A 23,343-nucleotide genomic window follows, 5' to 3' on the forward strand; every position below is an offset into this window, starting at 1 on the left:
CTTGCTCGCGATGGCCTCAACGCGGTGTGCCTGATGGTCCGAGGTGACTGCATCGCGAGCAAGCCCGCTCCCACAAAGTTTAACGTTACGACGTTCAAACGCTGACGCGCGCTTCTCGGGCCAACCGGGCAATCGCCATGTCCAGTTCGTCCAGCGCCGCCATGGCTTTGCCGTCGTTTTGCTTGAGCAGTGTTTCTGCGCGATGGCAAGCGGCGCGCAATTGCGGTACGCCGCAATAGCGGGTGGCGCCGTGCAGGCGGTGCACGCGTTCGATCAGCGCGTTGTTGTCATTCGCTTCGCGGGCGACGTTTATCGCCTGGCGGTCGGCTTCCAGAGAGGCCAGCAGCATGGCGAGCATGTCCGCCGCCAAGTCGGTCTTGTTGGCGGCCAGGCGCAGGCCTTCCTCGTGGTCCAGCACCAGCAGTTGCACCCCGTTGCCCAAACCTTCGTGGGTACGTTCCGGCCCCTGATTGCGCAGCGCAAGCCCGGTCCACTTCAACACCACTTGCGCCAGTTGCCGTTCGCTGATGGGTTTGGTCAGGTAGTCGTCCATGCCGCTTTGCAGCAGGGCGCGTTTTTCGTTGGCCATGGCGTGGGCCGTAAGGGCGACTACCGGCAGTGGCGTGCCGTGGCGCTCGCTTTCCCATTGGCGGATCGCTTCGGTGCTTTGGCGGCCGTCCATGCCAGGCATTTGTACGTCCATCAATACCAGGTCGAAGGTCTCCTGTTTGACCGCGTCGATGGCGGCGTAGCCGCTTTCCACCGCATGCACCTTGGCGCCCATGTCTTCGAGCAGGGTTTGCACCAGCAGCAGGTTCGCCGGGTTGTCGTCCACGCACAGTACACGCGGTGCGCGGCTGCCCAGCGGCTCGCCGGGCTCGTTGCGCAACGGGCGCGGGCTGATCAGGTCGGCGAGGGCGCGGCGCAGTTTGCGCGTACACGCAGGCTTGGCTTGCAATTGGCTGTTGGGGTTGGGCACCGATTGGTTGAACAGCATCTGTTCGGTGGTCGGGCACAACACCAGTACCTTGCAGCCCAGGTGTTCAAGGTCCCACAGGTGCTGGTTGAGGCGTTCGGGCGGAATATCGTTAGCGGTCACGCCGAGCACGGCGAGGTCAATCGCCTGCTCTGTCTGATGCGCGCTGGTGATGCCGTTGGTCAGGCTTTCGAGGGTGTTGAACGGCGTGACTTCCAGGCCGCAGTCTTCCAACTGGTGTTGCAGGGCCTGGCGCGCCAGTTCGTGGTTCTCCAGCACCGCCACGCGGCGACCCAGCAGCGGCGCGCAGGGCAGGTCTTCGACGTCGTCGCGGGTTTTCGGCAAATTCAGGCTGATCCAGAACTCCGAACCTTCGCCCGGCGTGCTGTCTACGCCGATTTCACCGCCCATTTGCTCGATCAGCCGCTTGGAGATCACCAGGCCCAGGCCAGTGCCTCCGGGTTGGCGCGACAGCGAGTTGTCAGCCTGGCTGAACGCCTGGAACAGCGCGCGCACATCCTGATTGGACAGGCCGATGCCGGTGTCCTGCACGCTGATGCGCAGTTGTACGCTGTCTTCCTGTTCGTCCTCGACCATCGCGCGGGCCACGATGGTGCCTTCGCGGGTGAATTTGATCGCATTGCTGATCAGGTTGGTGAGGATCTGCCTGAGGCGCAGCGGGTCGCCGACCAGCGCCAGTGGGGTGTCGCGATACACCAGGCTGACCAGTTCCAACTGTTTGGCATGCGCGGCCGGGGCCAGGATGGTCAGGGTGTCTTGCAGCAGGTCGCGCAAGTTGAAAGGCACGCTGTCGAGGACCAGCTTGCCGGCTTCGATTTTCGAAAAATCGAGGATTTCGTTGATGATGCCCAGCAGGTTGTCGGCGGACTTTTCGATGGTGCCCAAGTAATCCAGCTGACGCGGTGACAGCTCGCTTTTTTGCAGCAAGTGGGTAAAGCCGAGGATGCCGTTGAGCGGGGTGCGGATTTCATGGCTCATGTTGGCCAGGAACTCCGACTTGATACGGCTTGCCTCCAGCGCTTCCTTGCGCGCCAGGTCCAGCTCGATGTTCTGGATCTCGATGGTTTCGAGGTTTTGGCGCACGTCTTCAGTGGCCTGATCAATGCTGTGTTGCAGCTCCTCCTGGGCATTTTGCAAGGTGCCGGCCATGCGATTGATGCCCGAGGCCAATTGGTCCAGCTCTTGGCTGCCCAGCGGCGGCAAGCGGGTTTCCAGGTTGCCGTCCTTGAGCTGGGCCACGGCCTGTTTGATCAGGCCAATCGGCGCGTTGATCGTGCGGCTGATCCGCAGCGCCAGGGCGGCGGTGCACATCAAGCCAATCGCGATCAACATCAGGCTGGCGAACAGGCTGCGATAACCGCGCAGCAGCATGCCATTGTGCGACAGTTCCAGCTCGACCCAGCCCAGCAGGCGGTCGGCTTCGTCGGGGATCAGTTCACCGGCGAGGTTGCGATGGCGGCCAAAGACCGGCAGCAGGTAGCGTGTGGCGTCATTGCCGGTGCGTTGCAGCAAGTGGGAACTGTTGCCGACCGGCTGTTGGTTGAGCATCGTCGGGCCGGCGTGGGCCAGCGGCGAGCGATCCGGCGCCAGGAACGACACCGCGCGTACGTCCTGCTGATCCAGCGATTGGGTGGCGATTCGTTCCAGCAAATCGGTGTTTTTGCTGCTCAAGGCCGGGGCCACCAGCGGCGCCAATTGCTCTGCAATCATTTCGCCGCGTTGCAGCAACTGGCTTTGCAGCTCCGACAGCTGCATCCAGGTGAAATAGCCCCCCAACAACAGGGCCATCAGGCTGGTCGGTAACAAGGTCAGCAACAGTACGCGGCCTTTTATCCCCATTCTTCTAAGCACGCCACTCTCCTGCTACCACATTGATGTCAATGACTCACGCAGGCATCCGGCCCGCGCCACCTGCGCAGTGTAGCCATTTGCGGGGTCTGGAATCTCGCAAATTAATGACATATGGCAATGTTGGGGCATTCAAATCGGCTTGCGTTTGAGCATTGCGCTCAATGGCGTGCAGCGGCGGCGAGGTTGCTTGTGTGCACACAACACGCGGACGCGACCGCGTTTGTTGGCCGGTTATTGCTCAAGCACGGCGCTGTTTGCGCTTGTTCCATTGGTGCGCGACCCACCAGCGCCAGTAGCCCATGGTCAGGCAATAGGCCAGCGCGCCTAACACCAGCCCCAACACCACCGAACCCAACAGGAACGGCTGCCACAGTGTACTTAACTGGCCGCTGATCCATTCCCAGGTCAGGTTGTCGGGCAGGCTGCGCGGCGGCACATTCATCAGCCAGGCGCCGGTCAGGTAGGTGCAGAAAAATACCACCGGCATGGTGATCGGGTTGGTCAGCCACACCAAGCTGATGGCGATGGGCATATTGCCGCGCACGGTAATCGCGAGAATCGCCGCCAACAACATCTGCAATGGAATGGGGATAAAGGCCGCGAACAAACCTACCGCCATCGCGCGTGCCACCGAGTGCCGGTTCAGGTGCCAAAGGTTAGGGTCATGCAGCAGCGTGCCGAGAAATCGTAAGGACTTGTGTTCCCTGATACTCACGGGATCGGGCATGTACCGCTTGAATAGGCGCCGGGGCATAAGGGGTCCAGGTCAGTTCGAGGGGCAAGTATGCCCGCATTCCATAAACAGAAAATTCAGACTTTGTGACAAAACATCATAGGCCGTGCTCGGCGTTCGACTAAGACTGAGTGGATCACTTGAAAGGGATGATTCATGAGAACTGGGATGTTCGCGCTCGGGCTTGGCTTATTGTCGCTGCGATTTTTACCGGCGCTGCCGCCTACGGGTTGGCTGCTGGCCCTGTTGGTACTGGCATTGATGCTGTTGCCGTTTCGCACTTACCCCGTGGCGTTCTTCCTGCTGGGCTTGAGTTGGGCGTGCCTGAGCGCGCAAGGGGCCCTGGACGATCGCCTCACGCTTGCGCTGGACGGTCAAACGCGCTGGGTAGAAGGCCGAGTTATCGGGTTACCGCAACAGACAAGCACCGGGGTACGTTTTGAGTTATCCGACGGTTGGTCGCGCAACGCTCGATTACCCAAGCGTATCCGCGTGTCCTGGCATGGTGGCCCGCCGGTACACAGCGGCGAGCGTTGGCGCCTTGCAATCACATTGAAGCGGCCGTCAGGGTTGCTTAATTTTCATGGCTTTGATCACGAGGCATGGCTGCTGGCCCAGCGCATTGGCGCAACCGGCTCGGTGAAAGACGGCCAGCGCCTGGCGCCGGCCCGCAACGCGTGGCGCGACAGCGTGCGGCAACGCCTGCAAGCGCTGGATGCTCAAGGCCGTGAGGCGGGTTTGGCAGCGCTGGTGCTGGGCGACGGTTCGGGGCTGAGTGTTGAGGATTGGCAGATTCTACAAGACACCGGCACGGTGCATCTGCTGGTGATTTCCGGCCAACACATCGGTTTGCTGGCGGGTTTGATCTATGGGTTGGTGGCGGGGCTGGCGCGTTATGGTTTTTGGCCGCGGGCCTTGCCGTGGCTGCCGTGGGCGTGCGGCCTGGCGTTCGCCGCAGCGCTGGGTTACGGCTTGCTGGCGGGATTCGGCGTGCCGGTACAGCGAGCGTGTGTGATGGCCGGGCTGGTATTGCTGTGGCGTTTGCGCTTTCGGCACTTGGGCGTGTGGTGGCCGTTATTGTTGGCACTCAATGGGGTGCTGATGCTTGAGCCGTTGGCCAGTTTGCAACCTGGGTTCTGGCTGTCATTTGCCGCCGTCGCGGTTCTGCTGCTGACGTTCAGCGGGCGCCTGGGGCCGTGGAACCTGTGGCAAGTCTGGGCGCGCCCGCAATGGCTGATTGCCATCGGCTTGTTTCCGGTATTGCTGGTGCTCGGCTTGCCGATCAGCCTCACTGCGCCGGTTGCCAATCTGTTTGCCGTGCCGTGGATCAGCTTGGTGGTGTTGCCGCTGGCACTGCTGGGGACCGCGTTGCTGGCCGTGCCTTTTGTCGGGGAGGGCTTGCTGTGGCTGGCTGGCGGGGCGCTGGATGGGCTGTTTCGCGGCTTGGCGCTGCTGGCCGAGCAACGCCCGGCCTGGATACCGGCGCAGGTGCCTATCGGTTATTGGTGGGTGAGTCTGGCGGGCGCGGTGTTATTGCTGTTGCCCAAAGGCGTGCCGTTTCGGCTGCTGGGCTGGCCAATGCTGTTGCTCGCGCTCTACCCACCGCGAGAGTTGGTGCCGCACGGGCAGGTGGAGGTGGTGCAGCTGGACGTCGGCCAAGGCCTGGCGTTGATTCTGCGCACGCGTCATCACACATTGCTCTACGACGCTGGGCCGCGCTCCGGGGACTTTGATCTCGGCGCGCGCGTGGTATTGCCATCGTTGAGAAAACTCGGGGTGGGCGCGCTGGACATGATGGTCATCAGCCATGCCCACGCCGATCATGCCGGCGGCGCGGCGGCTGTTGCGCGTGCGCTTGCGGTAAAACGGGTGGTGGGCGGAGAAACCCAAGGGCTGCCGGTATTTCTGGGCACCCAGCCGTGCATCAGCGGTGAACAATGGGAGTGGGATGGCGTGGCATTTGAGCTGTGGCAGTGGCCTGGCGCCACCAGCAGCAATCCGAAGTCCTGCGTGTTGCAGGTGCAGGCCAATGGCGAGCGCTTGCTGCTGACCGGTGATATTGACCGCGCGGCGGAACGCGCGCTGCTCGACTCACCCCTGGCAGTGCCCACCGATTGGCTGCAAGCCCCCCACCATGGCAGCCGCAGCTCTTCTTCCGAGGCTTTTGTACAAGGCCTGGCGCCCAAGTCGGTGTTGATTTCCCGCGGCCGTGGCAACGCCTTTGGTCACCCGCATCCGCAAGTGAAGGCGCGTTATCAGGCCGTCGGCAGCCGGGTCTATGACAGCGCCGAGCAGGGTGCCATTCGCCTGCAACTGGGGGCCTTCAGGCCGCCTGAGGTTGCGCGAAGTCAACGACGTTTCTGGCGCGAAGCGTTACCGTAATCGCGCGTTACCAAAGGCCAAGGCCCGCCACGCGCGGGTGTGTGGCCGACGAGCCCCGCTGGCGAACCTATATGGTAAAGTGGCGCACTTTTTCGAGGGGACATTCACTGTGTGGGAATTGGTCAAATCCGGCGGCTGGATGATGTTGCCGATCATCATGAGCTCCATCGCCGCACTCGGCATCGTAGCCGAACGCCTGTGGACCCTGCGCGCCAGCCGCATCACCCCTGAACACCTGCTGGGGCAGGTGTGGGGCTGGATCAAGAACAAGCAGTTGGACAAGGAAAAGCTCAAGGAGCTGCGCGCCGATTCACCGTTGGGTGAAATTCTGGCCGCCGGCCTCGCCAACTCCAAGCATGGTCGCGAGATCATGAAGGAGTGCATTGAAGAGGCTGCCGCTCGCGTCATCCATGAAATGGAGCGCTATATCAACGCGCTTGGCACCATTGCCGCGATGGCGCCGTTGCTCGGCCTGCTGGGTACGGTGCTGGGCATGATTGATATTTTCAGCTCGTTCATGGGCTCGGGCATGACCACCAACGCCGCCGTCCTCGCAGGCGGTATTTCCAAGGCGCTGATTACCACGGCGGCGGGCTTGATGGTCGGCATTCCCTCGGTATTTTTCCACCGTTTCCTGCAGCGGCGTATCGACGAGTTGGTGGTCGGTATGGAGCAAGAAGCGATCAAGTTGGTGGAAGTGGTGCAGGGCGATCGTGATGTAGATTTCGTCGAGGGCCGAGTGTGAAATTTCGCCGCAAGCGACGGGAAAATGTCGACATCAACCTTGCGTCGCTGATCGACGTGGTGTTCATCCTGCTGCTGTTTTTTGTCGTCACCACCACCTTTACCCGGCAAACCCAGCTGCGTGTCGACTTGCCGGAAGCGGTGAGCGGCTCGCCAGCCGAGGACCAGGAAGTCAAACAACTGGACGTTGCCATCAGTGCCGATGGGGTGTTTTCGGTGAATAACCAGTTGCTCGAGAAAAACGACCTCACCAGCCTCATGGAGGCGCTGCAGAAAGAGTCCGGCGGCGATACCAACATGCCGCTCTCCATCAGCGCCGATGGCAAAACCCAGCACCAAGCCGTGATCACCGCGATGGACGCGGCCGGCAAGCTGGGTTTCAGCCACTTGCGCATGACCACCGTTGAGGCGGCGGCGCAGCCCTGATGGCCCTGTCTGATCGTTTGGTCAACGCCTGGTACAAGGGCCATCCGGCACTCGCGCTGCTGCGCCCGCTCGAATCGCTGTACCGCCGAGTGGTGCAGCGCAAACGTGCGCGCTTCCTGGCGGGCGAGGGCGAGATCTATCAATCGCCCGTGCCGGTGGTGGTGGTTGGCAATATTACGGTGGGCGGCACCGGCAAGACCCCCTTAATTCTGTGGCTGATCGAGCACTGTCGTCGCAGTGGCTTGCGCGTCGGCGTTGTCAGCCGTGGCTACGGCGCCAAACCGCCGCAGTTGCCGTGGCGAGTCGAGGCCAGCCATAGCGCCGGGATTGCGGGTGATGAGCCATTGCTGATCGTGCAGCGCTGCGGCGTTCCGTTGATGATTGACCCTGATCGCGGTCGCGCAGTAAAGGCGCTGCTGGCAGCGAGCCGCTGGACTTGATCCTTTCCGATGACGGCTTGCAGCATTACCGTTTGGCGCGTGACCTTGAGTTGGTGCTGATCGACGCCGCGCGCGGCCTCGGCAACCGCCGTTGCCTGCCCGCCGGGCCGTTACGCGAGCCGGTGGAACGCCTGCAAAGCGTCGATGCGCTGCTTTACAACGGCGCAGGCTCTGATCCCGAAGGCGGTTTTGCTTTTCGACTGGTCCCCGCGGCATTGGTTAACCTGAGCACCGGTGAGCGCCAGCCGGTCGACTATTTTCCGGTTGGCCAGCCGGTGCATGCGGTCGCCGGTATCGGCAACCCGAATCGTTTCTTCCATACCCTTGAAACGCTACACTGGCAGCCAATACCGCATGCTTTTGCCGACCACGCGCCGTACAGCGCGCAGGTCCTGAATTTTGCCCCGTCATTGCCGCTGGTCATGACCGAAAAGGACGCGGTGAAGTGCCGCGCCTTTGCCCAGCCCGACTGGTGGTACCTTGCGGTGGATGCGCTGCCGTCGCCCGCGTTTGTCGCCTGGTTCGACACGCAACTGATGCGCTTGCTGCCCGCCCGACGTTTGCCTTAAATCGCTTTTTTCCAGGAAACACTCATGGACACCAAACTGCTCGATATTCTCGCTTGCCCGATCTGCAAAGGCCCGCTCAAGCTCAGCGCCGACAAAACCGAGCTGATCAGCAAGGGCGCCGGCCTGGCTTACCCGATCCGTGATGGCATCCCGGTGATGCTGGAGAGCGAAGCCCGTACCCTGACCACCGATGAGCGCCTGGATAAATGACCAACGCCTTTACCGTTATTATTCCTTCGCGTTACGCGTCGACCCGCCTGCCGGGCAAACCGCTGCACTTGATCGGCAACAAGCCGATGATCCAGCTGGTGTGGGAGCAGGCCTGCAAAAGCAGCGCAGAGCGCGTTGTAGTTGCCACCGATGACCCGCGCATCATCGAAGCCTGCAAGGTTTTTGGTGCCGAAGCGGTGCTGACCCGCGAAGACCACAACTCCGGCACCGACCGCCTGGCCGAAGTCGCCACGCAGTTGGGCCTGGCGCCCGATGCAATCGTGGTCAATGTGCAGGGCGACGAGCCGTTGATCCCGCCGAGCGTGATCGACCAAGTGGCCGCCAACCTGGCGGCGCATGGCGAAGCGCGTATGGCGACGTTGGCTGAGCCAATCGAAGACATCGACACGCTGTTCAACCGCAGCGTGGTGAAAGTGGTCAGCGACATCAATGGCCTGGCGCTGACGTTCAGCCGCTCGATCCTGCCTTGGGCGCGAGACGCCTTCGCCAAGCACCCCGACGTATTTCCGGAGGGTGTGCCGTACCGCCGCCACATCGGCATCTACGCCTACCGCGCCGGCTTCCTGCATGATTTCGTCAGTTGGGGCCCGTGCTGGCTGGAAAGCACTGAGTCGCTGGAGCAACTGCGTGCCCTGTGGCACGGCGTGCGCATCCACGTAGGCGACGCCCTCGAAGCGCCCCCAGCAGGTGTTGACACTCAGGAAGACCTCGAGCGCGTCCGTCGCGTTCTGGGGGCCTGATGGAGGTTTTGTTTGTCTGCTTGGGCAATATCTGTCGCTCGCCGACTGCCGAGGGCGTCCTGCGGCATAAGTTGCGTGAAGCGGGGCTGGCCGGCCAAGTCGAAGTAGCGTCAGCCGGGACGGGCGAATGGCACGTCGGTAACCCGCCGGACCAGCGCAGCCAACGTGCGGCACGGGTGCGCGGTTATGACCTGTCGGCGCAACGTGCCCAACAGGTCTCTCGTGCTGACTTTGCGCGTTATGACCTGATCCTCGCCATGGACCACAGCAACCTGCGCAACCTCAAGGCCTTGCAGCCGGCGCAAGGCAAGGCGGAGCTGGACGTGTTCCTGCGCCGCTACGACGGCGAAGTGGAAGAAGTGCCAGACCCTTACTACGAAGGCGAACAAGGCTTTGAACGGGTGCTTGATCTGATCGAGCGTGCATGTGACCTGTTGGTGATCGAATTGAAGGGGCGGTTATGAGCCTACACGTGCTTGCGCAGGTATCGCTCAAGCCATTCAACAGCTTTGGCATCGACGTACGCGCCCAATGGTTCGCAGAGGCGCGCAGCGACGCCGAGGTGCGCGAAGCCTTGGCCTACGCCGCCGCCCAAGCGTTGCCGCTGCTGGTGATCGGCGGTGGCAGCAATTTGCTGTTGACCCAAGACATACAGGCGTTGGTGTTGCGCATGGCCACCCAAGGCATTCGAGTGCTCCAGGATGATGGCCTGCACGTGGTAGTCGAGGCTGAAGCGGGCGAAGCCTGGCACCCCTTTGTGCTGTGGACCCTGGAACACGGTTTTTGCGGTTTGGAAAACCTCAGCCTGATCCCCGGCACCGTCGGCGCCGCGCCGATGCAGAACATTGGCGCTTACGGCGTGGAGATCAAGGATGTGTTTGCCGGCCTGACGGCGTTGGATCGTCAAACCGGCGAACTGCGCGACTTCAGCCTGGCAGAATGCAACTTCGCCTACCGCGACAGTGTATTCAAGCACGAAACCGGGCGCTGGCTGATCCTGCGCGTGCGTTTTGCCTTGAGCCGCGTCAGCCACTTGAAACTCGACTACGGCCCCGTGCAACAGCGCCTGGCCGGGCAGGGCATCACTGAGGCGACGCCCAGCGATGTCAGCCGCGCCATTTGCAGCATTCGTCGCGAAAAATTGCCGGGACCCGGCTGAGTTGGGTAATGCAGGCAGCTTCTTCAAAAACCCGCTGGTGTCCAAGGCGTTGGCCGCAGAACTACAGGCGAAGTATCCCGACCTGGTGGCGTACCCGCAGCCTGACGGGCAAATGAAGCTTGCCGCCGGTTGGCTGATCGACAAGGCAGGCTGGAAAGGCTTTCGTGAAGGCGATGCGGGCGTGCACAAAATGCAAGCACTGGTGCTGGTCAACTATGGCGCCGCCACCGGGCAGGATATTGCCAACCTGGCGCTGCGTATCCAGCAGGATATTGCTCAACGCTTCAAGGTGACTCTGGAAATGGAACCCAACCAGTACTGAGCCTGCAACCGCGCGAAAACAAAAATGCCCCGTATCTTTCGATACGGGGCATTTTTTATAGCACTAACAATCAGTCATCGCGGCTCATGATGCCGAAGATCTGCAACAGGCTGATAAACAGGTTGTAGATCGATACATACAGGCTAACGGTCGCCATGATGTAGTTACGCTCACCGCCGTGGATGATCGCGCTGGTCTGGAACAGGATGCACACAGAGGAGAACAGCACAAAACCTGCGCTGATCGCCAACTGCAGGCCGCTGATCTGGAAGAACATGCCCGCAACCACTGCCGCCAGCAACACAAAGAAACCTGCGGTGATGAAACCACCCAGGAAGCTCATGTCCTTGCGGCTGATCAGCACGTAAGCCGACAGACCACCAAACACCAGTGCCGTCATCGCGAACGCCGAGCTGACCACTTCCGCGCCGCCGGCCATGCCGAGGTAACGGTTAAGGATAGGGCCGAGGATAAAGCCCATGAAACCGGTCAAGGCAAACGCCGACACCAAGCCCCACGCCGAGTCACGCAGCTTGTTGGTCAGGAAAAACAGACCGTAGAAGCCGATCAACACGACAAAGATATTCGGGTAGCCAACGCGCATTTGCTGCGCCACGAACGCCATCACGCCGCTGAATGCGAGCGTAAGGGCGAGCAAGCCATAGGTATTGCGCAAGACGCGGCTGACTTCAAGCTGCTCAGCCTGCGCGTTGCCATTCACTGCGTAATTCTGTTCGCGCATGGCGACACTCCTTCAGTTTTGAAACGTTCAGTCGCAAAGATCATAACAGACGCTCTGTAACAAGCGATGGCGAGAGTTTGACAGTGTGTTTCATTCGGGTATTATGGCGCCCGCTGAGGCAGGAAGGTCTACTATAATCCTGTGATGCAAAAGGGAAATTGGCAGAGTGGTTGAATGCACCGGTCTTGAAAACCGGCGAACGTTAATAGCGTTCCCAGGGTTCGAATCCCTGGTTTCCCGCCAAGATTTACACGAGAGCCCCGCGAAAGCGGGGCTTTTGCGTTTCTGGGGTTTGGGTGGGAAACGGCGGTTTTTGAGAGGGGTTTCGAAACCTTTGGGTAGGAGGCCCGAAACTTTACCCATTTGGATGATTTAGCGGTGGCGCCAATCGGTCAGTAAACCCGCTTGGTGGTCTCCTGTTTGCTACGGCCCAGCAGTAGACTCGCGTCTCCGATATCGACGATTTCCGATGCGGCGTTGGGCCGAATGTCACGAAACTGAAACCCTCCAATTGATCAGTTTATGCATAAATGCATTATTTGTTGCATGTCATAACTGGATGAATGTACAGTATTAATGCGATGTGCTCAAAGGCGCACAAACCGGGATTTTGTCCGTTGAGCTTTCACAGAAGCCGGAAACTCGGAAACCCGAAGCCGTTCGTCAGAGAGCAGTAAGGTGACGGAAGAATAAACCGTCCATTTTACTGAGATCTACAGCGCACTTATACTGGACCTAGCGAAAAGGAAATCACTATGCCAAATGGCGACACAATTTATCTTCCAGAAATTGAAATCAACGTTATTAATAAATATGAACCTCAGGCATTCGGAGGTGGGGGGCTGGACAGTGATTTTTCACACAGTCACACGGGGCAGCTAATTAATGTTGCCACGCGTACTTACGTACTTAATACGTACCCACCAATCATTGCCCAAAATGTTAGGGATCAAGAGACAGCTTTTGCAGCGAATCTTCAGTCCATGCCAGCGGCTATCGCGCAAAGCATTAATTCAATAGAGCAGAGTGCAGGAAGCTCTGAGAGCGGAGTCGAAAAGATCGAAAGGCATACTCATTCGATTGACGCTCTTATTGTTCAGAAAACACAGGCTTACACTGCTCAGAAAGAAATTGCTGATAAGTATTACTACGGTCATGATTTTTTTGGCTATCCAACGAGCCGCTTCATCACTGACGCGATCAGCGGCAGTAAGACGAATTATCCTCCAGATAAGAACTATAAAGAATGGTACGCATCACTGGCGGCTGCGTATGCTGCAAAATATAGCAGTCGTGAAATCGATTATTTGAATGCTTTAAAGCAGAAGCTTCAAGAGCCAATTAGATTTGTTAACGAAGCTAGGGAGAAGGTTCGACTTAACCAGTATCCGATCGCTCCACCAGGGGTGTCGCTGGATGGAAATTTACAAGAGACAAAAGCACAAGACAGCTATTATTCTAGTAGTGGCTCTGCTTTTATGTACACGTGGTTCTATATGAAAGTCCGAAATAAAGGGCTTTGGGACTACAAACAACAAGGACGCCAGTATGCAGATTTCGGAAATTTTAATTATGGAGCCGTAGGGACCGCCGCGGGGATTCCAGAGCAAGTTCTTCTAAGAGGGGCGGGCGCTGCACAAACTGTAGCAGGAACATCCTCTAAGGAATTTGGTGAGTGGTGGGCAGGAGCGCCCTACGGTGATGACCCTGTTGACCAAGTTTGGATTAAATTTGGGATAGATTATGCAAAATCAAAAGGTTATTAAATGGCAGGTGTGGGGTTTGTTGATTGTTTGTTTGGCGCAGGCGTTATATATTTATGTGTCCTCACCCTTCAGGCCAGATCCTAGTAAAGTTGTTTCAGTCACCAAAGTTGCTGAGGGTGGTGCCATTTATGAAGTGTTGTATGACTCCGGCGGGGCCACCAATGGAGATGTATATCGGTATTTTCTCATGGAGATTCAGCCAAGCGAAGAGGTGGCTCTGAAAAAGACAAAAAATAGCACTCCTTTTCTTGTTGCAAAGAGTGATAATGCTGTCAAGAAGGTCGTGGGGGATAGAGTTATGTTAAAAACTAACGATACCGTTTATGAGTTTCATAGCATATCACTATTCAAAATCAAAGGCGAAATTCGTACAGTAGGCTTCGATCTTGATGCTACAGTCCCATAGCTAGATATACAAAAAAACGCCGGCCAACGCCGGTGTTTTTTTTGCTTTGAATCTTAGCGGAGTTATAAGTAAAGCACTTTTGGTTATTTTTTTATATCTGTATTAAGTTGGGTGCTGTTGGGCTACTATGCTTTTATATTTCTAATACAATGGCTACGAGCTGCGAAATACCCATACCAGTATGGCGACAGATAAGACTGGAATGGAAAAGATATGGGATATAAGGGGGGCGAAGCTGTGGAGATGTAGCAACGATACTTAAACAAACCGCAAAGTGCTTTAGCATGAGCCGGTACCCAAATCAGTTTTTGACGTTGAGTTCCCAGTTGATTCAAAACTACCAGAGATCGCTCTGGAGTAGATGAAGATCTGCCCTTACGCGCCTTTGTGAGGGTTGTCGGACTTACACCTTGGAAGGGAATCAATGCTACTTCCAGCAAGGCAGTTACGCAATAGAACGTCGGAGCGGATTGCCCTGACCTGAAGACGATTGTCCAGGTGCTCAATGAGCGTTCGGTTCCGGGGGCAAATTGGGGCAAACCAGCCGTCAATCTATGCCTCTCAATGCCCATTTGACACTTTCAGCGATTTGCCAAAGGCGCCCTACATCCCATCACTTCCAGAAGGACGGCTATACAGAAACGACTGTTCCTCTGAAATCCACAGTGAGTGGCTGGTACTGGGGAATCTGCTGATTGGCGGCTTGATCGGCATGCTAATCGTCGACCCGCTGACAGGCGCCATGTACACGCTGCCTGATGACGCTACTGGAAAGCTGAACGCCGTAATGCTCCCACTTGCATTGCAACCGCAAGCCTCGGCTACTGCGCAATAAACCGCAGGCAAAGCAAAGCCCGCTTAGTGGCGGGCTGTCCTTGCGTGTTGATCATTCGCGCCAGCGCGCGGCGTCTGCACGTCTCAAATTGAGTTTAATCACCGACAGGCTTCAGCCCCGACGTAATAAGCGATCGAGCCCGGTACGATTGTCGCCATAAGCGCATCTGGTTTCGAGGCCTTCATCTGTTTGATCGTGTCGCCACTGCCCAAGTACTTGACCGTACTTTGCGAGCAGTTGTAGAGGCGCTTCGAGTAACTGACCCCGCTGGGGCCTTCGCGCTTGGTGGTAATCGTGCGCTGATTGCCTGAGGCGTCCTTTTGCAGGACGCTATAGTGGGCTTTTGAGTCAGACGGCACTGACAGTGCTTGTTCGTCGGCAAATGCTGGTGCGCACGCAAGTATGCAGAGGGCGAATATCCTGTATTTCATTGTTAGCTCCATTTTGAGTCTTGCATCAATTCTGCAATGCCCGCACCACTACACCCACGCTACGGTCGTGCGCGCTCACTGCCTCGACAGGGTAGCTCGGCTTAAGCGGTTTGCCCTCTCTGTTGTGCCTTTTATTTCAGTCGTAAAAATGGCTTTTCGATCAGGTACCAACTCGCTAGGCACAGCGGAATAAGTATAGCAACCATTAGCGTGATAAGCGTGACTGCAGAGGTTACGCCACACACGACGGTGAGATATAGCAACACCGGCATATGGTATATATAAATGCCATAACTTATATCCGGAATGCGAACAGGCAACACCTGTCGACCCGCCATGCCTGCCCATACGGTAGCGAAGGCTTGAAGTATGGGGGGTGAAGACGTGCCCCACCAACAGATGCCAATAAAAAACAGCCAAGGCAAAATATTGCCTAATTTTAAAAGTATGAGGCTGTAAATGTACGTTAGATTCCCGACAAAAAAAGCCGGCGCGAGAAATGAGAGTATTTGTGTGAGTGGGCTAAGCCCGGAATGGACCACGTACGCTGAGAGGGCTGATGACACGGCGAGGAGCGCCCAGATGAAGATTGGTTTTTTATAAGCGCCAACCGTCCAGAGCAGGGCCAGGCATAAATAGGCCAATTCCTCCCACGCCAATGACCACACGGGTGCGTTGGCAAGGCCCGGGAAGTCGTACAGTCCACCGGAAATCCATTTTATAAAAGACGCTTCAACGAACGTCCGGTCAAACAGTAAAAAACCTAATACGAATGACGTGACAAGTGCTGGAAATATGCGTAGTGCGCGTTTTTTTGTGAAGATGACCCATGATCCTGAGGTGGCGTAGCTTTTAAGTAAAAGAAAACCACTGACTGCAAGAAAGGCGGGGACGGCCATTATAAAGCCTGGCCAGCCTACCGTTGGATCAATCACCGGCCACACATGCGCGACAACAACTTCTAACGCTAAAAGTAGTCTAACTAAATCAAAACCAGGATAGCGGGTTAGCTTTATCGAATTTATTTGAGGCACGCAGATTCCTTTTCTTATGGGCGGCATCCTACTCTATCTATACCGCTAGAACCGACCCGCACACTTTTCCCGCTCTTTTTTCGCCTACGCAGATGGGCGCCCTGCAGTTGGCCAACCGTATGGTGATGGCCCAGGTGACACGCAGCCGGATGGCCGACGACGGCGTACCCAACGAATTGCACGCTACGTACTACGCCCAGCGAGCCAGCGCCGGCCTGATTATCGCCGAAGCCACTAACATTTCTGCTCAAGGTCGTGGTTACGCGATGACGCCTGGCATCTGGACTGACGCACAGGTCGCAGGCTGGAAAAAAATGACAGATGCGGTGCACGCGGCGGGCGGCAAAATCGTCAGCCAGCTCTGGCACGTCGGCCGTTTTTCCAGCACCCAATTGCAGCCGAATGGTGAAGCCCCAGTCGCTTCATCGGCGATCAAAGCCGATGGCAGCACTTACACCGACAAGGCTTTTGTCGAGGTGTCGATGACGCGTGCGCTGGAGACAGCCGAGATGCCCGGCATCATCGAGCAGTACAAGCGCGCCATCGCCACCTCGCTCACCGTGCCTGAAGGGGTGGACCTGGACGAGCTGAGCGCGCAGTTCGAAGGGGCGTTTATCAGCAACAACAACTATGACCTGCAGATGGCGCTTGAGCGCCGGGCGCAAGGCCGGATTGACGTGGTGGCGTTCGGTAGCCTGTGAGCTGAATTCACGATTGCTCAACGTGCCTTTACCTCACGCGCGCGAAGCGAAGACTTCCTTGAGTACCGGCACCGCCGACATCGCCTTCGGCCAACCCACATAGAACGCCAAGTGCGTCACCACCTCGGCGGCCTGGGCTTGGCTGAGGCCGTTGTCCATGGCGCGGTCGAGGTGGAACGGCAACTGCGCCGCCTGGCCTTGGGCGATAAGCGCGGCGACGGTGACCAGGCTGCGGTCACGCGCACTGAGGGTGCTTTGTCGCCAAAGGTCACCGAACAACACGTCATTGGTGTAGCGCGCGAGCTCCGGCGCGACCTCGGCAACCCCGGCTTCGACGGCGGCGCGGCGTTTTACTTCGCTGTCTGGGTCAAGTGTCAGCGCGGCGCCAGCGGGTGGCGAAATCTGCTCGGCGGGGATCTTTCGCTCGCTGAACGCTTGCTTGGCCACGCCGGCCGCCGACATTGCGTTGGGCCAGCCGGCGTAGAACGCCAAGTGGGTAATCAATGCGCTGATCTCACTGGGCTTGAGGCCATTGTCGAGCCCCAGTTTGATGTGCCCGGTGAGTTGCGGGGTCTGGCCGCTGGCGATCAGCGCAGACAAGGTGATCAGACTGCGGTCTCGCGGTGTCAGCTCTGTGCGTTTCCACACTTCGCCGAACAGCAATTCGGTGGTGTAGGCGTAAAGCTGTGGGGTGACTTCGAGCACGTCCGGTGACGGCTTTGGATCAGGCCGCGGCTGCCCCTGGTCGGCGTCCACGGCAGCGGCGAAGAGGAGGGTGGCGAAGGTGGTCGCGCGGAGCATTTTCATCGAGTGTCCCCATTGGCGTGTCGAAACGAATAGACCTGCCCATGGTAGGCAACCACGACCTATTGATTAAGAGGCATAACCTGCATGGCGTCATGAGTTCGGCTCATCAATGCAGTGTGATCTGATGTAGGCTTACAGCGATCAGTTTATGAATGAGGTTCATCAATGGCGCGCGAAGGATACGGCGACCTTCTGGCATTTGTGGCGGTGGCGCGCGAATGCAGCTTTACCCGTGCGGCTGCACAGCTCGGTGTGTCGCAGTCGGCGCTGAGCCACACCATTCGCGCGCTTGAAGCCCGGCTGGGCGTGCGTTTGCTGACGCGAACCACGCGCAGCGTGGCGCCAACCGAAGCCGGCGAGCAGCTCTTCAACAAGCTCGCGCCGCGCTTCGACGAGATTGAGGCCGACCTTGCCGAAGTGGTCGAGCTGCGCGATTCGCCGCGCGGCACACTGCGCATCTCGGCCACCGACTACGCGGCAAACGCAGTGCTGTGGCCGCGCCTGGGGGATTTTATGCCGCGCTACCCCGATATCAACATCGAAATCACCACCGACTATGGCCTGACCGATATTGTCGCCGAGCGCTATGACATGGGCGTGCGCTTGGGCAACCAGGTTGCCCAAGACATGATTGCCGTTCGAATCGGCCCCGACCTGCGCATGGCGATGGTTGCATCGCCTGCGTATCTGCAAACGCACCCGGCGCCTCGGGAGCCGAACGACTTGGCCGCGCACAACTGCATCAATCTCAGGCTGCCCACGCACGGCGGTTGCTACCCATGGGAGTTGGCCAACGGTGAGCGTGAGTTACAGGTTCGGGTGCACGGCCAACTGACGTTCAATGGCACGTACCCGATGCTCGCGGCGGCGTTGGATGGCTGCGGTGTGGCGTATCTGCCTGAAGATCTGGTTAAGGCACACGTTGCCGCCGGGCGCTTGTGCTGGGTGCTGGAAGCGTGGTTTCCGACCTTTGCGGGTTTGCACATCTACTACCCGAGCCGACGGCAGTCGTCACGCGCGCTGGCGCTGGTAGTGGAGGCTCTGCGCTACACGGCACCCACCATTCATGAGTGAGCCTCATGGCCGTATCCTTTTTTTGCGCCTTAATCACCCCAGCCAATCGGTCTAGGATCAATCGATCTTTTAAACGCGGTTGAGGGTTAATGATGAATTACCGTTATCTGGGCCGCAGTGCCTTGAAAGTGTCGCCTTTGTGCCTGGGCGCAATGATGTTCGGCGGCGAGACCGACGAAGCCACCAGCCAGCGCATCATCGACAAGGCCGGTGCCGCCGGCGTCAACTTCATTGACACCGCAGACGCTTATCACGGCGGGCGCTCTGAAGAGGTGGTGGGGCGCGCCATTGCAGCGCAGCGTGATAACTGGGTGCTGGCGACCAAGTTCGGCTACCCCTCGTCGGCTGAGGCTGGCCCGAATCAACAGGGCCAGTCACGCAAGTGGATCATGCAGAACGTCGAGGCCAGCCTGAAACGTCTGGGCACCGACTACATCGACATCCTGTATTTCCACCGCACCCTGAGCGATGCGCCGATGGAAGAGGGCTTGCGTGCAATCGACGACCTGATTCGCCAGGGCAAGATTCGTTATTACGGCGCGTCCAACTTCCACGGCTGGAAAATCGCCGAGATGGTGCGCATCGCCGATTCGTTGGGCATCCAGCGGCCGACCGTCAGCCAACCGTTGTACAACATCGTCAACCGTATTGCTGAAGTCGAGCAACTGCCAGTCGCCGGTCACTATGGCCTTGGCGTAGTCCCTTACAGCCCGCTCGCACGCGGTGTGCTCAGCGGCAAGTACCCGGTGGACGCGCCGCCGCCGGCTGACACGCGCGCAGGGCGCGGTGACAAGCGTATCCAGCAGACCGAATGGCGCCCTGAGTCGTTGAAAATTGCGCAAACCATCGCCCAGCATGCGGCCGATCGCGGCACCACGTCAGTCGCGTTTGCCATCGCTTGGGTACTCAAGAATCAGCTGATCAGTGCGGCGATCGCCGGCCCTCGCACTGAGGCTCACTGGGACAGCTACCTGCAAGCGTTAGGGCTGGAGCTGGGGCCGGATGACGAAAAACGGGTCGACAGCCTGGTGGTGCCGGGCCATGCGTCGACCCACGGTTTCACCGACCCGGGCTACCCGGTCGAAGGGCGCAAAGTCAGCTGAGCGCACTAAGGCCAAGGGGAGGGCGTTCGCGTCAGCGGTTAACCCTCTCCTGCAAGTGCGCAGGGTAGCGATCACCCGCAACCTTGATCTGCTCCAGTTGCGTTGCGATGGCAGCCAGATCGGCGTTGTTCAGAACGAGGCTGGCGGCACCGATATTCTCTTCCAGTCGATTCAGCTTGGTGGTGCCTGGAATCGGCACGATCCAGGGTTTTTGCGCCAACAGCCATGCCAAGGCAACCTGCGCACGGGTTGCGCCTTTACCCTCGGCGATTTGACCGAGCACCTCGACCAGCTTCGCATTGGCCTTGCGGTTTTCTTCGGTGAAACGCGGCACCAGATTACGGAAGTCGTCGTGCGCAAATTTCGTGTCGGCGTCGATGGCGCCGGTCAAAAACCCCTTGCCCAGCGGGCTGAATGGAACGAAGCCGATTCCGAGTTCTTCCAGTACCGGCAGAATCGCCTCTTCAGGCTCACGCCACCATAACGAATACTCACTTTGCAGCGCGGCAACGGGCAGCACGGCGTGCGCGCGGCGGATAGCCTCAGGCCCGGCTTCCGACATGCCAAAGTGCAGCACTTTGCCTGCTTCGACCAGTTGCTTTACCGCCCCTACAACCTCCTCAATCGGAACCTGCGGGTCAATGCGGTGCTGGTAGAGCAGCTCGATGCGGTCAGTCTTGAGCCGCTTCAGCGAGGCTTCGACCACGGCTTTGATGGTCTCGGGGCGGCTGTCGAGGCCTTCAGCCGTCAGGCCATTTTTGAAACCGAATTTGGTTGCGATAACCACCTGATCGCGGATAGGCGCCAATGCTTCGCCCAGCAGTTCTTCGTTGGTGTACGGGCCATACGCCTCGGCGCTGTCGAAGAAATTCACGCCCTTGTCGAAAGCGCTACGGAGCAGCGAAATCGCTGCTTTACGCTCCAGGGCGGGGCCATACGCGAAACTCAGGCCCATGCAGCCCAAGCCTATAGAGGACACTTCCAAACCGCTTCTGCCGAGCTGACGTTTCAGCATCTTTCGTCTCCTTCGCAAAGTTGTAATGCACAGGTACACTTTAGATTCCTGTGCATTGCTCAACAATTGGCACATCGCTTCATGAGTACCTGAGGAAAATTCACCAATGATCCGCGCCGGCCTACCCGAGTTGACCGCATTTGTCGCTATCGCTGAGCAACGCAGTTTCAGCGGCGCGGCCAAGATTCTGGGTGTGTCCGCCTCTGCGCTTAGCCATTCCATGCGCGGGCTTGAATCGCGCCTGCAACTGCGCCTGTTCAACCGCACCACGCGCTCGGTCGCCTTGACCGAGGCGGGTGAGCAACTTTTTTTGCGCGTGCAGCCGCTGTTGGGCGAACTCGAATGTGCGGTTAACGACGTCACCTCAGAGCGCAATACGCCCTCGGGCCTGATCCGCCTGAGCGCATCCGAGTCGTCATTCAAACCTCTGCTCCGTCACGTGATGCCGCAATTTCTTCAGGACAATCCGCAGATCCATATCGAGTGCGTGGCCGATAGCCGCCTGGTGGATATTGTCGCTGATGGTTTCGATGCAGGTATTCGCCTGTATGACGACGTGCCGCGCGACATGATCGCGGTGCGCTTCGGCGCGGATGTGCGATTTGCCGCAGTGGCTTCTCCCGCCTACCTGAGTCGGCACCCGGCGCCAATGGCACCCCACGACCTAAAAGCGCATCGATGCATCCGGTTCCGCTTCGCCAGCGGCACGCTGTTTCGCTGGGACCTGGATCACCTCGGCAGGTCAGCCAGCATCGATGTCGATGGACCGATGACGATGGATAACCTCAATTTGATGACGGAGGCGGCGCTGGCTGGCATCGGCATTGCGTGGCTGCCGGAACACCAGGTTGAAGACCACTTGCAGGCCGGTCGTCTGGTGCATCTGTTGCCGGATTGGGGGCCGTACTATTCAGGCGCCTGTCTTTACTATCCCGCTAACCGGCATCCACCGATGGCCTTGCGAATGTTCGTCGAGGCGCTACGCGAATGGGCGCGTAGCCAGGAAATAAACATTCCCGGCACATGCTGATCCACAGCTGATTGATCGTTCCCACGCTCTGCGCGGGAATGCGTCCCGTGACGCTCCACGTCACATTTCACGGGCATCGAGAGTTTCCTCTATAGCTGGACTCAGAGCGTCTGAGGCAGCATTGCCACGCAGAGCATGGGAACGATCATGGCGAGAATTCGCGACCGATTGTCCGCGCGTCACGCCCGCTAAGTAATCGAATCGATGTCGAATGTATATGGCCCACCGCTGCGGGAGGCGAACATCGAAGCGACATCGTCCGGCTCGGGAATCATCGCAATTTGCACCTGCAGTGTGTTCTCCCGCTGGCCCTTCCAGCGTTGCAGAGCGGCTTCCAGGTTGGGCGAGTGCGCGGCGCTGCCGTAAACATCCACCCGCCTCAGTGCGCGCACGCGTAATCGTTCAAGCCGCTGCAGTGAATCTTGCAGCTTGTAATACTCGCCGGACAACTCGGTCACCGTTTGCAGGTACTCGGGGTCGTTGTTGCAATAGCGCAGCGTGTCCATTGTTCGCTTGCGTTGGTCGTACACCTTGCTGCGCATGGTCGTCAGTGCCGACGCCACCACATCGTATTCACGTTTAGTCACCACCGTGCCCTTGGTTTCCTCGGTTTGTTGCCAGCGTCTAAAGGTCGCCCAGGAAAACGGGATATAGGCCCCCGGTATACTGTGATCAGCGAGACTCATGGCCTGATCGATAAAACCACCCCGAAACGGCAGGTCGCCGTCCTTGGCCAGCGCACGCGTACACGCGGCCTCTTCAATGGAGTCACACCCCGGGTTCCAGAGAATCGACGAAAGTTGCTTTTCGTTGAAGTTCACCGGCATAAAGTGATGCAACGTGCCGTGATGCTCATAAGGCGCGCCACCCACCCGAACCAGGCCTGCGACGAAAATCAAAATACCTAACACCGGGTTGGTAATAAAAAGTCCCGCAAGCCCGGTAATCCAAATGCTTCGCCGTGCGTTCATCCACGGTGCGGGTACGCCGGGGATCATGTCATTGTTGTTGACCATGCGGTGGTGCGTCAGCGGCTCGGCAGCGGCGACGAATGTGGCATCACCTACACGCGGCGATCCGTAGGTGTAGAGGAGAACGTCGTAGTTCAAGGTTTCGTCAGATCGCAGTGCTTCAGCCAGTAGTAGTGCAATCGCGCCGCCCAGGCTGTGGCCGCTGATAATGATTTTTTGGCCGATATGAAACCTATCCAAATAGTTCTGAACAAACGTCTTCAACGCCTTATACGCATCGTAAAAGCCATGATGTACGTTGCCTTTACCCTCGCTGAAAGGAACTTGTGCCGCATCCGCGTCACGCCACCAATCTGATAATTCCAACGTTCCACGGATAGCGATCAACACCACCTCATCATGATGCGTGATAAACGCTTGCGTGCTCTTGCCGCTTAGCCAGTACTCGCTGGTGTCATCAAAAAAATGCAGATTGGCAGGATGTTCCTGAATGTCGCTCGGCTTGTTTTGCTCATATAGGGTGGGGTCGAACGGTAAAATCTCAAAGTGCTTCGAGTAAGGAACTTCCTCATACAGTGGGTAGAAACGGTGAACCGGCGACTGCGAACTGTCTACCTTCCAGCTTTCTCGATAGTTGGGAAGCGCTTCACCAAAAAAGTTACCCACACTGGGTTCGAGTGGAAAGCTCACGGTGTCCACAGGTTCTTTGGCGGGTTTTTGGCCGAAATCGTTATAGCTCAGGTTCGACATGATTGCGAGCTGGTACAGGTTGAGTGCGCTGAAGGCATTGTCGGTTGAGAGCATGGGCCTGAGTGCACGCAGGGGGCGCACCTG

The 23,343-nt window shown here is 58.3% G+C and carries 19 protein-coding genes, 1 tRNA gene and 4 pseudogenes; 15 read left to right on the forward strand and 9 right to left on the reverse strand.

Annotated features, from left to right (window positions below; translation table 11 throughout):
• Nucleotides 1-94: 94 nt before the first annotated feature.
• Nucleotides 95-2,848, reverse strand: a complete 2,754-nt coding sequence (locus F0169_RS26050) for a response regulator (RefSeq protein WP_172979562.1) — start codon at nucleotides 2,846-2,848, stop codon at nucleotides 95-97.
• Nucleotides 2,849-3,086: 238 nt separating this feature from the next.
• Nucleotides 3,087-3,602, reverse strand: coding sequence for a DUF2062 domain-containing protein (locus F0169_RS26055; protein WP_058415467.1), 516 nt, complete (start codon nucleotides 3,600-3,602; stop codon nucleotides 3,087-3,089).
• Nucleotides 3,603-3,737: 135 nt separating this feature from the next.
• Here F0169_RS26055 and F0169_RS26060 point away from each other — a divergent pair, with 135 nt between their 5' ends.
• The 8 genes and pseudogenes from F0169_RS26060 (at nucleotide 3,738) to murB (ending at nucleotide 10,594) form a co-directional block, all read left to right on the forward strand.
• On the forward strand, nucleotides 3,738-5,963 hold the full coding sequence (locus tag F0169_RS26060) for a DNA internalization-related competence protein ComEC/Rec2 (protein WP_152748019.1): 2,226 nt from the start codon (nucleotides 3,738-3,740) through the stop codon (nucleotides 5,961-5,963).
• A 109-nt stretch (nucleotides 5,964-6,072) separates the two neighbouring features.
• Nucleotides 6,073-6,708: a MotA/TolQ/ExbB proton channel family protein gene (locus F0169_RS26065; RefSeq protein WP_099239489.1), complete on the forward strand. Its 636-nt coding sequence runs from the start codon at nucleotides 6,073-6,075 to the stop codon at nucleotides 6,706-6,708.
• A complete protein-coding gene (locus F0169_RS26070) occupies nucleotides 6,705-7,133 on the forward strand; it encodes an ExbD/TolR family protein (RefSeq protein ID WP_099239487.1) in 429 nt (142 codons plus the stop codon). The genes F0169_RS26065 and F0169_RS26070 overlap by 4 nt, the downstream gene beginning before the upstream one ends.
• Nucleotides 7,133-8,142, forward strand: a pseudogene (gene lpxK / locus F0169_RS26075) (tetraacyldisaccharide 4'-kinase). The gene F0169_RS26070 and the pseudogene lpxK overlap by 1 nt, the downstream one beginning before the upstream one ends.
• Before the next feature lie 24 nt (nucleotides 8,143-8,166).
• Nucleotides 8,167-8,352, forward strand: a complete 186-nt coding sequence (locus F0169_RS26080) for a Trm112 family protein (protein WP_003174668.1) — start codon at nucleotides 8,167-8,169, stop codon at nucleotides 8,350-8,352.
• On the forward strand, nucleotides 8,349-9,113 hold the full coding sequence (kdsB, locus tag F0169_RS26085; RefSeq protein WP_152748020.1) for a 3-deoxy-manno-octulosonate cytidylyltransferase: 765 nt from the start codon (nucleotides 8,349-8,351) through the stop codon (nucleotides 9,111-9,113). Before F0169_RS26080 ends, kdsB begins: the two co-directional genes overlap by 4 nt.
• Complete coding sequence (locus F0169_RS26090; RefSeq protein WP_152748021.1) at nucleotides 9,113-9,577, forward strand: low molecular weight protein-tyrosine-phosphatase; 465 nt, start codon at nucleotides 9,113-9,115, stop codon at nucleotides 9,575-9,577. The genes kdsB and F0169_RS26090 overlap by 1 nt, the downstream gene beginning before the upstream one ends.
• Nucleotides 9,574-10,594 (forward strand): annotated as a pseudogene (murB, locus tag F0169_RS26095) (UDP-N-acetylmuramate dehydrogenase). Before F0169_RS26090 ends, murB begins: the two are co-directional and overlap by 4 nt.
• 70 nt (nucleotides 10,595-10,664) lie before the next feature.
• On the opposite strand, the gene F0169_RS26100 reads toward murB, so the two are convergent.
• Nucleotides 10,665-11,336 (reverse strand): Bax inhibitor-1/YccA family protein, encoded by a 672-nt coding sequence (locus F0169_RS26100; RefSeq protein ID WP_058415459.1) that lies wholly within the window; start codon nucleotides 11,334-11,336, stop codon nucleotides 10,665-10,667.
• A gap of 152 nt (nucleotides 11,337-11,488) precedes the next feature.
• On the opposite strand from F0169_RS26100, the gene F0169_RS26105 reads away from it, so the two are divergent.
• Nucleotides 11,489-11,579, forward strand: a tRNA-Ser gene (locus F0169_RS26105).
• Between the two features lie 149 nt (nucleotides 11,580-11,728).
• On the opposite strand, the pseudogene F0169_RS27990 reads toward F0169_RS26105, so the two are convergent.
• Nucleotides 11,729-11,848: pseudogene (locus tag F0169_RS27990) on the reverse strand (integrase); the annotation flags it as partial.
• Between the two features lie 243 nt (nucleotides 11,849-12,091).
• On the opposite strand from F0169_RS27990, the gene F0169_RS28215 reads away from it, so the two are divergent.
• Together F0169_RS28215 and F0169_RS26120 are read left to right on the forward strand one after the other, a co-directional pair.
• A complete protein-coding gene (locus tag F0169_RS28215; protein ID WP_341869116.1) occupies nucleotides 12,092-13,102 on the forward strand; it encodes a polymorphic toxin type 44 domain-containing protein in 1,011 nt (336 codons plus the stop codon).
• Nucleotides 13,080-13,508 carry a hypothetical protein gene (locus F0169_RS26120; protein WP_152748022.1) on the forward strand — a complete coding sequence of 143 codons (429 nt, stop codon included), beginning with the start codon at nucleotides 13,080-13,082 and terminating at the stop codon, nucleotides 13,506-13,508. The genes F0169_RS28215 and F0169_RS26120 overlap by 23 nt, the downstream gene beginning before the upstream one ends.
• 933 nt (nucleotides 13,509-14,441) lie before the next feature.
• On the opposite strand, the gene F0169_RS26130 is transcribed toward F0169_RS26120, so the two are convergent.
• Both F0169_RS26130 and F0169_RS26135 read right to left on the reverse strand, forming a co-directional pair.
• Nucleotides 14,442-14,774 (reverse strand): hypothetical protein, encoded by a 333-nt coding sequence (locus tag F0169_RS26130; protein WP_058415457.1) that lies wholly within the window; start codon nucleotides 14,772-14,774, stop codon nucleotides 14,442-14,444.
• Nucleotides 14,775-14,905: 131 nt separating this feature from the next.
• On the reverse strand, nucleotides 14,906-15,808 hold the full coding sequence (locus F0169_RS26135) for an acyltransferase family protein (protein ID WP_172979563.1): 903 nt from the start codon (nucleotides 15,806-15,808) through the stop codon (nucleotides 14,906-14,908).
• 92 nt (nucleotides 15,809-15,900) lie between these two features.
• Between F0169_RS26135 and F0169_RS26140 the strand changes: the two are divergent.
• Nucleotides 15,901-16,506: pseudogene (locus tag F0169_RS26140) on the forward strand (oxidoreductase); the annotation flags it as partial.
• Nucleotides 16,507-16,542: 36 nt separating this feature from the next.
• Here F0169_RS26140 and F0169_RS26145 read toward each other — a convergent pair.
• A complete protein-coding gene (locus F0169_RS26145; protein ID WP_152748025.1) occupies nucleotides 16,543-17,316 on the reverse strand; it encodes a carboxymuconolactone decarboxylase family protein in 774 nt (257 codons plus the stop codon).
• Nucleotides 17,317-17,481: 165 nt separating this feature from the next.
• On the opposite strand from F0169_RS26145, the gene F0169_RS26150 reads away from it, so the two are divergent.
• The gene (locus F0169_RS26150) at nucleotides 17,482-18,390 is read left to right on the forward strand and encodes a LysR family transcriptional regulator (RefSeq protein ID WP_152748026.1); all 909 of its coding nucleotides are present in this window, start codon (nucleotides 17,482-17,484) and stop codon (nucleotides 18,388-18,390) included.
• A 92-nt stretch (nucleotides 18,391-18,482) separates the two neighbouring features.
• The gene (locus F0169_RS26155) at nucleotides 18,483-19,493 is read left to right on the forward strand and encodes an aldo/keto reductase (RefSeq protein WP_152748027.1); all 1,011 of its coding nucleotides are present in this window, start codon (nucleotides 18,483-18,485) and stop codon (nucleotides 19,491-19,493) included.
• 31 nt (nucleotides 19,494-19,524) lie between these two features.
• On the opposite strand, the gene F0169_RS26160 is transcribed toward F0169_RS26155, so the two are convergent.
• Complete coding sequence (locus tag F0169_RS26160) at nucleotides 19,525-20,508, reverse strand: aldo/keto reductase (RefSeq protein ID WP_152748028.1); 984 nt, start codon at nucleotides 20,506-20,508, stop codon at nucleotides 19,525-19,527.
• 106 nt (nucleotides 20,509-20,614) lie between these two features.
• On the opposite strand from F0169_RS26160, the gene F0169_RS26165 reads away from it, so the two are divergent.
• Complete coding sequence (locus F0169_RS26165; RefSeq protein ID WP_152748029.1) at nucleotides 20,615-21,538, forward strand: LysR family transcriptional regulator; 924 nt, start codon at nucleotides 20,615-20,617, stop codon at nucleotides 21,536-21,538.
• A gap of 188 nt (nucleotides 21,539-21,726) precedes the next feature.
• On the opposite strand, the gene F0169_RS26175 is transcribed toward F0169_RS26165, so the two are convergent.
• On the reverse strand, nucleotides 21,727-23,343 hold a 1,617-nt coding region (locus F0169_RS26175), incomplete at its 5' end, for a lipase family protein (RefSeq protein WP_152748030.1).

It is taken from the genome of Pseudomonas kitaguniensis, from assembly GCF_009296165.1.
GTDB lineage: Bacteria > Pseudomonadota > Gammaproteobacteria > Pseudomonadales > Pseudomonadaceae > Aquipseudomonas > Aquipseudomonas kitaguniensis.

Excerpts from the sequence above, each read along its gene's own strand:
- kdsB (WP_152748020.1), top strand. The coding sequence starts at position 8,349 with ATGACCAACGCCTTTACCGTTATTATTCCTTCGCGTTACGCGTCGACC.
- F0169_RS26055 (WP_058415467.1), bottom strand. The coding sequence starts at position 3,602 with ATGCCCCGGCGCCTATTCAAGCGGTACATGCCCGATCCCGTGAGTATC.
- F0169_RS26100 (WP_058415459.1), bottom strand. The coding sequence starts at position 11,336 with ATGCGCGAACAGAATTACGCAGTGAATGGCAACGCGCAGGCTGAGCAG.
- F0169_RS26130 (WP_058415457.1), bottom strand. The coding sequence starts at position 14,774 with ATGAAATACAGGATATTCGCCCTCTGCATACTTGCGTGCGCACCAGCA.
- F0169_RS26145 (WP_152748025.1), bottom strand. The coding sequence starts at position 17,316 with ATGAAAATGCTCCGCGCGACCACCTTCGCCACCCTCCTCTTCGCCGCT.
- F0169_RS28215 (WP_341869116.1), top strand. The coding sequence starts at position 12,092 with ATGCCAAATGGCGACACAATTTATCTTCCAGAAATTGAAATCAACGTT.
- F0169_RS26120 (WP_152748022.1), top strand. The coding sequence starts at position 13,080 with ATGCAAAATCAAAAGGTTATTAAATGGCAGGTGTGGGGTTTGTTGATT.
- F0169_RS26080 (WP_003174668.1), top strand. The coding sequence starts at position 8,167 with ATGGACACCAAACTGCTCGATATTCTCGCTTGCCCGATCTGCAAAGGC.
- F0169_RS26165 (WP_152748029.1), top strand. The coding sequence starts at position 20,615 with ATGATCCGCGCCGGCCTACCCGAGTTGACCGCATTTGTCGCTATCGCT.
- F0169_RS26155 (WP_152748027.1), top strand. The coding sequence starts at position 18,483 with ATGAATTACCGTTATCTGGGCCGCAGTGCCTTGAAAGTGTCGCCTTTG.
- F0169_RS26150 (WP_152748026.1), top strand. The coding sequence starts at position 17,482 with ATGGCGCGCGAAGGATACGGCGACCTTCTGGCATTTGTGGCGGTGGCG.
- F0169_RS26060 (WP_152748019.1), top strand. The coding sequence starts at position 3,738 with ATGAGAACTGGGATGTTCGCGCTCGGGCTTGGCTTATTGTCGCTGCGA.
- F0169_RS26090 (WP_152748021.1), top strand. The coding sequence starts at position 9,113 with ATGGAGGTTTTGTTTGTCTGCTTGGGCAATATCTGTCGCTCGCCGACT.
- F0169_RS26160 (WP_152748028.1), bottom strand. The coding sequence starts at position 20,508 with ATGCTGAAACGTCAGCTCGGCAGAAGCGGTTTGGAAGTGTCCTCTATA.